Annotated in this window: 14 protein-coding genes; all 14 read right to left on the bottom strand. The window is 61.4% G+C overall.

Annotation, left to right across the window (positions count from 1 at the left end):
* Nucleotides 1-157 precede the first annotated feature (157 nt).
* Nucleotides 158-346, bottom strand: coding sequence for a hypothetical protein (locus ACTHL0_RS19000; protein WP_440568412.1), 189 nt, complete (start codon nucleotides 344-346; stop codon nucleotides 158-160).
* A 1-nt stretch (nucleotide 347) separates the two neighbouring features.
* Nucleotides 348-1,589, bottom strand: a complete 1,242-nt coding sequence (locus ACTHL0_RS18995; RefSeq protein WP_440568411.1) for a hypothetical protein — start codon at nucleotides 1,587-1,589, stop codon at nucleotides 348-350.
* A gap of 1 nt (nucleotide 1,590) precedes the next feature.
* On the bottom strand, nucleotides 1,591-1,929 hold the full coding sequence (locus ACTHL0_RS18990) for a carboxypeptidase-like regulatory domain-containing protein (RefSeq protein ID WP_440568410.1): 339 nt from the start codon (nucleotides 1,927-1,929) through the stop codon (nucleotides 1,591-1,593).
* Between the two features lie 2 nt (nucleotides 1,930-1,931).
* Nucleotides 1,932-2,282 carry a hypothetical protein gene (locus ACTHL0_RS18985; protein WP_440568408.1) on the bottom strand — a complete coding sequence of 117 codons (351 nt, stop codon included), beginning with the start codon at nucleotides 2,280-2,282 and terminating at the stop codon, nucleotides 1,932-1,934.
* An 8-nt stretch (nucleotides 2,283-2,290) separates the two neighbouring features.
* Entirely contained in the window at nucleotides 2,291-2,596 is a 306-nt protein-coding gene (locus tag ACTHL0_RS18980; RefSeq protein WP_440568407.1) for a hypothetical protein, read from the bottom strand.
* Between the two features lie 62 nt (nucleotides 2,597-2,658).
* The gene (locus ACTHL0_RS18975; protein ID WP_440568406.1) at nucleotides 2,659-3,330 is read right to left on the bottom strand and encodes a hypothetical protein; all 672 of its coding nucleotides are present in this window, start codon (nucleotides 3,328-3,330) and stop codon (nucleotides 2,659-2,661) included.
* A 67-nt stretch (nucleotides 3,331-3,397) separates the two neighbouring features.
* Nucleotides 3,398-4,378, bottom strand: a complete 981-nt coding sequence (locus ACTHL0_RS18970) for an SU10 major capsid protein (RefSeq protein WP_440568405.1) — start codon at nucleotides 4,376-4,378, stop codon at nucleotides 3,398-3,400.
* 15 nt (nucleotides 4,379-4,393) lie between these two features.
* Nucleotides 4,394-5,500, bottom strand: a complete 1,107-nt coding sequence (locus ACTHL0_RS18965) for a hypothetical protein (protein WP_440568404.1) — start codon at nucleotides 5,498-5,500, stop codon at nucleotides 4,394-4,396.
* Between the two features lie 61 nt (nucleotides 5,501-5,561).
* Nucleotides 5,562-5,954 (bottom strand): Gp49 family protein, encoded by a 393-nt coding sequence (locus tag ACTHL0_RS18960; RefSeq protein WP_440568403.1) that lies wholly within the window; start codon nucleotides 5,952-5,954, stop codon nucleotides 5,562-5,564.
* A 24-nt stretch (nucleotides 5,955-5,978) separates the two neighbouring features.
* A complete protein-coding gene (locus ACTHL0_RS18955; RefSeq protein ID WP_440568402.1) occupies nucleotides 5,979-6,260 on the bottom strand; it encodes a hypothetical protein in 282 nt (93 codons plus the stop codon).
* Entirely contained in the window at nucleotides 6,250-8,391 is a 2,142-nt protein-coding gene (locus tag ACTHL0_RS18950; protein WP_440568401.1) for a portal protein, read from the bottom strand. Before ACTHL0_RS18950 ends, ACTHL0_RS18955 begins: the two co-directional genes overlap by 11 nt.
* On the bottom strand, nucleotides 8,384-8,569 hold the full coding sequence (locus tag ACTHL0_RS18945) for a hypothetical protein (RefSeq protein WP_440568399.1): 186 nt from the start codon (nucleotides 8,567-8,569) through the stop codon (nucleotides 8,384-8,386). Before ACTHL0_RS18945 ends, ACTHL0_RS18950 begins: the two co-directional genes overlap by 8 nt.
* On the bottom strand, nucleotides 8,566-9,855 hold the full coding sequence (locus ACTHL0_RS18940) for a PBSX family phage terminase large subunit (protein ID WP_440568397.1): 1,290 nt from the start codon (nucleotides 9,853-9,855) through the stop codon (nucleotides 8,566-8,568). The genes ACTHL0_RS18945 and ACTHL0_RS18940 overlap by 4 nt, the downstream gene beginning before the upstream one ends.
* Before the next feature lie 8 nt (nucleotides 9,856-9,863).
* Nucleotides 9,864-10,273 (bottom strand): DUF5681 domain-containing protein (locus ACTHL0_RS18935; protein WP_440568395.1); only part of this gene is annotated, 410 nt, incomplete at its 5' end.

Raw genomic sequence — 10,273 nt, 5'->3', positions numbered from 1 at the left:
GGTTCTCTGCACGCTGGATGAAATAGTCGATGAAGTTTCCAACGTCTGATCGCGCATTCCAATCCTGCACGGCCTGCTTGAGCGAGTTGTAGTCGTAGACGCCTGCGACGCCGGCCGGATAGCTGGGTGTGATTGGCTGGACGAATTGGGTCATGGCTTATACCACCGTCTCAGGAGGCGCCGGAGGCGCGCCGAACGTCTTGCCGTCATACGCCGAGCCAATGCCGACATATGCACCGTCGGGGATTTTCACGACGCTTGCGCCGACCGGAGGCGTCCATGTGGACGAACCGTCCCATTCGATGGTGTTCACGACAACGCCGTTTTGGACGATTGCGTAAGTCATGTCAGTTGTACTCATAGACGATGACGAGGCCGGCAGTGCCGTTACCGCCGGCCTGTGCTGCTTGAGAAGCTCCAGCGCTTGAGCCCCCACCCCCAGACCCTTTTCCTGATGCGTTATTTCCTGCTGCGGCTGAACCACCAGGTGAAGTGCTCACACCACCAGCTCCAAATGGACTATCGGCTCCAGACCCGCCGGATTCCACCACCCCTGCTGCGATAATGACGGCATATGTCTTCGAGCCATACCCGTTACTCGAAACAATAGAAGTCGCTCCGGATATCGTCGGTGCTGCCCCACCGGGAATGGTAGTTCCCGCTCCCACGCCAGCGGAACCACCGGTAGTCCCTCCGCCTCCGCCAGGGCAAGAAACAATGGAACCAAATGAAGTGGTACCCCCTGCGGTTCCATTGTTTGTTCCGGCTGCACCGCCACTACCTGCGGCACCTATGGTTACCGTTGCTCCACTGAATCCTGTTGTGACTCGTGCAATCGCAAAAGAACCTCCGCCTCCGCCACCGGCGGCGGCTGATTGCCCTGCCGCAGTAGCGCCGACGCCGCCGCCGCCACCACCACCACCAACCGCGTAGACGATAATGCTGGCAGTCCCGCTTGTCGGCGTATATGTGCCGCTTGCCGTGAAGACTTGGACGCCGATGAGCGTGCCAGTCGGATATCCCCATGTCGGATCAGCGGACGCACCCGCACTGATGAGAGCCTGCCCGGCAGTGCTGGGCGCGATCTGCGTGATCGCCGTTGTGCCTGCGCCGATCAGCGCGGCATGATTCGTCAGCGTCGCGCGGCCGGTACCCCCATTTGCAACGGTGAGCGCACTTGATAACGTGAGTCCGGCGAACGTCGGCGAGGCGGTGCTGTCGATGTTCTGCGGGGTAGCGAGCGTGATCGTGCCGGCGCCGTTCGTGACGGCGATTTGATGCGTCGTGCCGGTTAGCGTTGCTGCAACCGGAGCCCCGCCGGTCGAACCTACGACAAGTTGCCCATTCGTCAGCGGGCCAAGCGCCTGTATTGCGCTGGTGCCATTGCCGTAGAGTATGGCGTTCGCGCTGAATGTCGCCGCGCCGGTGCCTCCAGACGACACGCCAAGCGGGCTCGTGAACGATTGGCTCGCCGCCGTCAGAGTGCCCTGCACTGTGACGTTATTGAACGTCGGCGAGGGATACGACTGCGCGAACGCGACCAGCGGTAGCAGCAACGCGACTGCGGCGAATTTGAGCTTTTTGAGCATGTCAGGATACCGAGAGCGCGCCGCCGTTGTTCCAGAGCTTCCCGCTCGTGGCCGGCAGGCTAGTAGGCAGATCCGCAGGCAGCGCATCGACCAACAGGACGTTGTTGATCGTCTGCGTCGCAATGTTGTTGCCGCTGATGATGAGCTGGTACGTACCGTCCGCAGCCTTGAACGCATACTGTCCATTCGCATCCGTCGTCAGCGGATTCGCGATCGTCGTTACGCCGTCGTCGGCATAAAGCGTCGCCGCAGCGCCACCCTGAATGTTGACCTGCACCGAAGCGTTTTGCACCGGTAACCCAGTCGTTGAGTTCGCCACGCTGTTGATGTATTTCATCATGATCAGATGCGCCGGTTCGTGGTGCGGAACGCCGCGTATTCCGGTCCTTTGAGAATTGCCTTCACGAACGGCCAGTGATCGCGTTTCATATAGTCCCAGCCATATCGAAACCGGATGTCGAGCAGTACGACCTCGGGCACGCGCATGGTCTGATGGAACTCGCCAATCCGAGAGCAGCTACCCTCAGCCACGCGCTGCTCGTGATTCAGCTTGAGCACTTCTGACACGTCCTGCTCGTAATGCAGGATCACGTTATCGTCTTCCTCGTGGTACGTGACGCGCTTGCCATCCGCAGCCGCGTCCCGATTCGTCACCGGAGACGATGTTTCGAGGGTTTCGGTTTGATCGTCCATAGCGAGCCTCAGTGCGTCACTTCAACGATGTTCAGGGTGCCCGTCGATGCGCCATCCTGGATTGCGGCGATCTTCTCGCCCGGCGTGACTCGCACGACGAGCGGAGGATCGCTGGCCTTCACGAGCATGTCCGCCGCGCCGGCTGTCGGGTTCTGTCCGATCGCCACATGGCAATTGCCTCCGATCGCCGAGATTTGGATCGCCTGCGCGTTATCGCCTACTGCGTTCGTGGCCTGCGTCGACGAGGCGCCGATCGTAATGTTTTGGCCGCTGCCCGGAATCGGCCGCCACGGCGAGAGAGTTGTCCATCCCATGTCACGCTCCAAAAAAACGGGCGGCCCGAAGACCGCCCCAAGAACCGCTGAGGAGAACCCTTTTACGCCGTCAGAATCGTGTGCCACTGCCCCGCGTTAGTGCAGTAGAACGTCGCAACCTTCGTCGCCGCTACCGCAAACGCCGCATTCGCACTGAGCGCGTTGATCGCATCCCCGGATGCCGGGAATACGTTCATCGAGTTCGTGGCGGTCGCATTCACGACCATGATTTGAAGGCCGGGCGCCGAAGCAGGCAGAACTACGCTATCCGCCGCGCTTGCCACCGTCGTCACACGGTTGATTGCAGCCGGCAATGCAGTGGCGCTGCCTTGGCCGCCACCAGCATGCGCGGTGAGCCCGCTAACGGCCGTCGTGGTAGGAAATCCACCGCTGTAGCCTTCCGCGGTGCCGACCACGCTCCACGCACCAGGAGCGGCTTCGGTTGCAACAACCACCGAGTTCGGCGCGAGCGCAATGCCCGTTGCGCCCGCTACGCCATTGATCGTGTCGGCCGTGCCCGATGCCGGCACCGCTGCGTAGAGCTGCACCGGATTGGCCGTGTTGTTGATGACGAAGACTCGATCGGTGCCTGAGCCCACCAGCGGAAGCGCGACGCCGTCGCCGAGCATCGATCCGGACGAGGGAGCCGTCGATGTGCCGATCGTCGTAATATCCGCCGTGATTTGAGTCGCGCCCGCCTGCGTGCGCGTAGTGCCTGCTGTGATGCCTGTCATGTTTGGCTCCTAAATTCTGTGCAAAGAAAAGGCGGCCGAAGCCGCCCATCAGTTCGAGCGAATATGCTCAACCCGTAGTGTCGAAAATCGCTGCGTGGGCGTGCTCGTTGCCCATTTGCAGCGTGTACTCGACGAGCAGTTCCTTCTTGTCCGAGTCGCCGGTCTTGGCGAGCGGGATCGTCTGGAAAGGCCGCAGATACGCGACACGCACATAGTTCGGGTTGATGAAGAAGATGTCGCCCGAGCGCGCGAGGAAGATGTCCGGCACGAACTTCACGTCACCGAAATCCGACTCGTAGATGTTGACTACCGTGGGCAACTTCTTCCCATCGACTTCCGTGAAACGCGTGCCCGGACCAGTGAAGGCGCTGATGTTCTGCTTGTTCACCGACGAGACGAGCGCGTATTCCGGGCAATCACCCGAGCTGTTGAACGCCTTTTGCAGCGCGGACTTCACCATTGCTTCGGTGACCGCCACCGTCACGCTGTTATACGTGCGCACGTTCGTTCCGTCCGTCCACCCGTTCGACGCGACAGCCGGATTTGCGCCCGACGGCGAGCCGCCAGTCTGGAACACGACGTTTTGCTGGAGCCACGTAGGCAAACCAGCGAGCAAGCTTGCCGTCGTCGATGTGCCGGCATTCTTGGCCTGGTTGTAGGTCAAGATGCCTTCCATGTCGCGCTTCAGCTCTTTGGACTTCTTGAGCAGCTGATAGCCCATCTTGTTAGAACCACCGGCTGCCACGACCGCTTGGGACGTGCCCGAGATTTGCACGACCTTCGTGCTGATCTGCGTGTAATTGCCCATGCGTGCCGTCGGCGAGAGGTTCTGCGCCGTGGGGTCGTCACCCTGCACCGCAGCGTTGTTCAGGTTCTGCGCCGCGAGGGTATCCGTATCCCATTCATGGTTCGTCTGCTTGGCGGTATCCTTCTTCGCCATGTTCAGGAACGGCGTCTTGTACGGATCGACGTTGTAGATCGCGTTGATGAGGTCTTCACGGATGTTCTTCTGCGTGAAGGTCTGAAAGGTATTGGCTGGTACAGACATTTTTGGCTCCGGATTTCAATCCGTGAAGAGCGAGAAGACGCCTGCTTGTGCGTCCTCGTCATTCGGATTGCGGTTGAATCGTTCAATCGCGGCCGTGCGGCGCGCGTCGTTGGGATTCGCTTGTGTCCGAGATCCCGGGGCGGCCGCGGGGGGCGCTTGCCGGACCTGCTTCAATGCCTGCGGGGCCGCCGCTTGGAGCGCCTGATATCGCGCCGCGTCGTGCAGGATTCGCATGTAGCGGTGGTCGAATATCTGGTTGAGCTCGGCGTCTTGGAACCCGAGGTTGCGGGCGTACTGCGAAATCTGATCGCGGTCCTTATTGAAGGCTGCGGGGTCGCGCCATTCGGGGATCGCTTGATAGAGGCGGTCGCGCTCTTGAGCGAGGTTCTGTTGCTGCGCCTGCTGCTGCTGAGCGGCTTCATGCTGGCGCTGCTGATCGACCTGCGCGAGGAAGCCCTGTAGCTGCTGCTGACGCTGGCCGAATTCGGCTTGCAGCGCGGCGAACTCTGCCGGGTTGTTCTGGCGAAGGCCGTTCCAATCGACCTTGTTGAAATCGTGGTTGAGCAACTGCAAGGCCATGTTGCCCATCGCCTGATGCTGATGCAGTGCCTGCTGCGTGGCCTGCTGCCACTGCACACGCTCTTGCTCCAGCGCTTGGCGCTGATTCGAGACCTCGATCGACTTATTGTTGACGTGGCCTTCGAGCTGGTACGACTTGATGACCTGTTCGAGCGGGACTTGCGCCTCGATGCCGTCCACCTTGACCGTCACCGCGAGCGATTTCGCCGAGGCCGGATCGACCTTCATCGAGGTCAGCAAGTCCTCCAGGCTGGAGTAGGCCGACGGCTCGTCTTGCTCACTGGTCTTCGCTGCTTGCTGGCCTTCCTGCTGCCCCTGCGCTTCTGCGCCGGTCTGCTGGCCTTGGGCTGCTTGATCGTCGGCGCCTGCGCCGTTCTGAGCGGCCGCAGCATCGCGCGGTGCATCGCCGATCTTGACTTGATCCTTCGGCGGTTCCCCGTTCGGATCGAATCCGCCCTGTTCGTACAGATTCTGGAATGCGGACTCGTCGCTCATCAGACCTGCGGCGCCCGAATCTTGGGTGGTCGCGTTCACTTCGCTCATTTCGTTGCCTCAAAAAGAAAAAGGCCCGCCGAAGCGAGCCTTGTATGGAAAGTGGAGTGGTTTATTGCGCTTCGTGCAGCCGCTGCTTGAGCAAGTAGCCTTCGAGCAGCCAAATCTTGTTCTTGGCGTTGTCGCGCGCGATCTTGCGACCAATCTCGGCGTCGAAGTTTTCCGGACTCGCGCATGCAGACTCGCCTGTCACGGTGAAGCCGTTGCGCAGTACGAGCACGCAGAAGGTGAGCAAATCCAGCGCAGCCGGAAAGGATTGGACCGAACTATCGCCCTCCTTGTGCGCGGCGCCGTACACGCCATCGCCCGCGACAAAATAGAACTCGCTCGCGATCGACGCCTCGATATCAGCCGGCGTCACGCGCGCGGCGGTCTTGCCTTTGCGCTGGATCATGTCTTCGACTTGCTCGTCATCGCTGCGCTGTGTTTGAACGGCCATGTTCATAATGTGGCTCCTGGGTTGTCGGCTTCAGCCGAATATCTGAAAGCGCTTCTTGCGCTCTTCCTGCTGCTGCAACTGGAACTCGGCGATCTCGCCGGTCTGCTTGATTTGCTCCAGGTACTTTTCGAGCGCGTCCCAGCACTGGCGCATGACGATCAGCCGCGTGTGCATCGTGCCGTCGGCGAGAGGAACGGCGCACATCTGCCGCTCGATGCCTTCCAGCACGCGCCTGCGCGCCTCCAGGAAGATCGTCGAATCGAGAACTTGCCGAGCGTCGCCGCCCTTCCTGACTTCATCTTCAAGCGCCACGCTGCACCTCTGAAAGGTCATGACTCATGACCGCGCCGGCGTCGGCAGCGGCGTTCTTGTTCAATTGAGATGCGACGATCTGCGCCAGCGCGCGGAAGACTGTCTGGAACTCGGCCGATTGCATCTGCATGGCCTGGGTATCTCGATCGTGTCCCGCCTGCTGCGCGCCATGCATGAGTTCGGCCTGGGCCTGCGTCGCGGCGCTTTGCACCTTGGTTTGAGCGGCTTGCAAGCGCATCCCCTCAACCTGCTTGTCTCCTTCCACCTTGATCTGCGCCGCAGCGATGCGCGGATCGGGCGGCTGATGCGCGCGCTGCGCCTGCATTTGCTGGTACTCGGGCGAATCAGGGTCCATCACGAACTGGGTTGGATTCTCGAAGCCGAGCAAATGCGAGAGCGCCTTGAACGTCTCGTAGGCCTGCTTCGGCCCGACAAGCCCGAACGCCTGACCGATCTGGTTTTGTGCTTGGGCCATCATCATGAGGTTCGCGCGCGATTCCTCGCGATTTCCCGAACCAAGGCCCACGTTGATGCTCACCTGTGTTCGCTCGCGCCACTGGGACGGGTCGATGTCGACCCAGCGCCCGGTCAATTGCAGCGTCATCGGCTTGTCCTGATGGCGCATGAGCAGCCGGTGTATTTTCCCGAACACGTCCTTGACGCCCTCGGCGAGCAGCCGTGCAACAAGCTCGACCTTTAACGCCGCCGCGCTCATGGCCGCCAACTGGCCACCCTTCGTCACATCCTGGAGCGCGTCAGCGTCGACGCCCATCGTGTCCTTGCCGATTCCCGTGCGCATCTCCCGCTGAAGGTCGCAGTATTCGAGCGCCGGCACGACCTGGGCCATCATGTTCGACGGCGTCGTGAGCGGCATGATGGTGTTCATCGGTGCGCCTTCCGTGCGCACGATGCGGCCTGGCCGGCTGATGAGCATGTCGCCCATGTTGACCTTCTGCCAGTCGACCGCGTAGCCCTGGTTGTTCGTCAGGTACAGATTGTCGAGCGCTTGGCGAAAGAGCGTCGTCTTGATGACCTGGAGATCGTAGAGCAGATCGTAGTAGCTGATGCCAGTGTGCCGGTGCGGCATGCGGATCGGCGAGCAGTACGAGAGCGAGCATTCCTCGCATTCGTCGTTGTCGAGCACCTTATCGCCCGCCACGACGACTCGGCGCAGCTCGGCAATCCCGTCGCCGTCGTAGTCGATGCGAATCCAGACGATGCGCAGCTCAACCTCTTGGCTGGCGGGATCGGTCGACTCTTCCTCGCTCAGCTGGTCGGTGACCTCGTTGCGCGCGAGCTCAATCAGTTGCAGCCAGTCGGGGCGCGAAACCTCGATCTCGGCCACTTCGGCAGGATCGAAACCCATCTCGATCACGTCCGAGCGCAGCACCGTACGCTTGCGTTCGACAAACGGAACCTCGTCAAAGCCCTTGCGCGCGTTCGATACGAGCACTTCCTCGGGCGGTACGCACTCGACGCGCGGACGCTTCTCGATCGTCACGCGGCGCAGCTTCACGTCGAAGCACGTGTATTGCTGCTTGCCCATCGGACCGTCGATGAGATCGATCTTTTCGCTCTGCTCCAAGATTTCGATTTCGTCGTCGGTCTGCATGAGCATCGCGAGTTCGATCTCGGTCAGGCCCGTGTATGTCTCGACGATCGACTTGCGGCGCTTCTCCCACCACGAATCGACGTAGCCGTTTCGCAGCAGCAGCGCGTCCTTGAAGAAGTCGTGCAGCACGAAGAAACCATCGTTGCGCTTCATGAACACGTGGTTCACGACCTCTGTCTCGATCTCGGCCTGCTGCTCGTCGCCGGGCGATTCGGGATCGAACTGGCAGGGCTTGCCGCTCGCGAACATGCGCATGAGCGTCGGCATGATCCATTCGACCGTATCGCGCAGCTCAGGCAATACGATCTGCGAGCGATCCTCGACCTCGTTGCCGAGCGGGCGAGCGTAGTAGGCGTTGAGCGCGTTGTATCGGTCGATCTCCAGCGTCGTCATCGTCTGGCCGGCCGGCTTGATGTTGCCGCCCACCGACGGGCCGACAGAGACGCTTGATCCGAGCGCCGCCTTCTCGTACTGGCCGATTTGGGCGAGCAACTCGGCGTCCGTCATGCGCTTAGCCATTCGACCCATCCCTCGGCTTCGGGCCCGGCTTGGCACGCTGTTCGATGCGCTCGATGCGTAGCTCAAGCTGCGCCAAATGCGCAAGCAGTTCGATCTTCGTCATGCCCATCCATTTCGTTTCGAGTTCGGAGACGCGCTTTTCCAGCGCTCCGACCTTGTTGTCGAGTGCGATGCTCATACCACTCCGATCTTGGGGTAATTGATTGGCTTCATCGTCTGCGGCTCCTGCCACACGAGGCAGCCGAGGCCGAATGCGTCGCTGCCGTGGCTCGACCAGTCATGGTCCGGTCCAAGGCCAATGCCGCGCGCTTCGTCCCGCTTCTCGTGATACCAGCCGAGCGCCGCGCGCCCTGCTTCAGTCGGTGCTTCGTGAAAGCGGATCTGAGGGAACAGCACGCGCGCTCGCTCGATGCGCTGCGTAGCTGCTCCGCGGCCCTGGTTGGGGATGACGGTCACCGTGTAGCCGGCCTTGCGCAGCGCCGACTCGTAGCTCACGTCGTAGACCTTGTCTTGCGTCGCGCCGTCGTGCGGCAGCCAGAATTGCGCGCGCTCCGGCGTATAGCCCTGCGCGCGGCACCACGCGATATGGGCGTCAAGCGGCTGCCCGATCGACTCGTAATAGTTCACGACGCGAATCTCGCGACCGATGAATTGCATCGCCCACAGCGCGAACGCGTCAGCCCGTGCGCCGGTACCGCCAATGTCGACAAAGAGCCGAATCGTCATCATCGGGTCGGCCGGGAAGAAGCCGATTCGCCCGTCATCCTTTGCCGTTTGCAAGTGCTTGGCGAAGTAGGCCCCGGACAGAGCCGTGACGTAGCCGCCTTCCCAAATGTGGTCGTATTGCTCCGGCTGCATGCGCAGGCAGTCTTGGCGCTCCTGCTCAAGCTCTGCCGTGAACCAAGGGTTGTCGCGCCAGTTCGCGCGCACCACAACCGCGCCAGTTGGCTTTTCCGTGCCACGAAGCATCACGTCGACAGGATCGGTGCGCCGCCTCGGATTCCAGCTAAACCACAGCTCAGAAGCAGCCGCGCGGATCGTCGGGCGAAGCAGGTTCAACGAGGTAATCGTCGCCGTCTGCGCCTCTTCCCACCACGCGCGCTTAAAGCCTTCGAGTGACTTCACCGATTCGCTGGTGTAGTCGTTCATGCCTTTGAAGATCATCAGGCCGTCGCCCGGCGTCTGGATCACGTCCTTGTAGACATGAAAGCCCTGTGCGTCGTAGAGCCCCATCTGCCGCAATTTCGTCTCGATGAGCAGCTTGGACGACTGCGCCAAGTCCTTCTGAACCTCGCGGATACACACCGCGCGCATGCCCTCGCCAGACTCGCCCGGCTCTGCCATACAGTCTTCGATCAGCTTCTCGCCGAAGAAATGGGACTTGCCCGAGCCTCGGCCACCCCACGCGCCTTTGTATCGCGCAGGCTCAAGCAGCGGCTCGAATACGGCCGCTGTGTCCATCATCAGCTCGCTCATTTCGGTCGGATGATCCGCCGCGTGATGGTCTCGATGCGCCCCGACAGCTGCGCGTCCATTTCGACCGTTTCCTTGGGCTTGCCGTACGCCCGCTCGATGATCGCCTGGGCAGCAGCAAGACGCGTACGCTCGCTCTGGCCTTGCTCCATGATCTGCTCGATCACCGCTAGCGCCGCCGGTGTCCTGGCCTTGCAGGCGGCCACGAGATCAAGCTCTTCCTGCGTTTTCTTCGGGCGCCCATTGGGGTTTCCTGATTTGCCCTTGGCGAAGGGCACGCCACGCTGTTTCGACGCTGATCCGGCGCTGTTATCGACCATTTCAGAGATCAGTAATCGTCGTCCCGGCCAAGCGCTTCGAACTCGGCATGTGACCGAGGATGCTGCTCGCGGTTCTTCGCCGTGCGCTC

The sequence above is a fragment of the Trinickia sp. genome, from assembly GCF_051961175.1.
Classification (GTDB): domain Bacteria; phylum Pseudomonadota; class Gammaproteobacteria; order Burkholderiales; family Burkholderiaceae; genus Trinickia.
The sequence above is the reverse complement of the archived record's forward strand: the minus strand, read 5'-3'. Positions and strand labels throughout refer to the sequence as shown.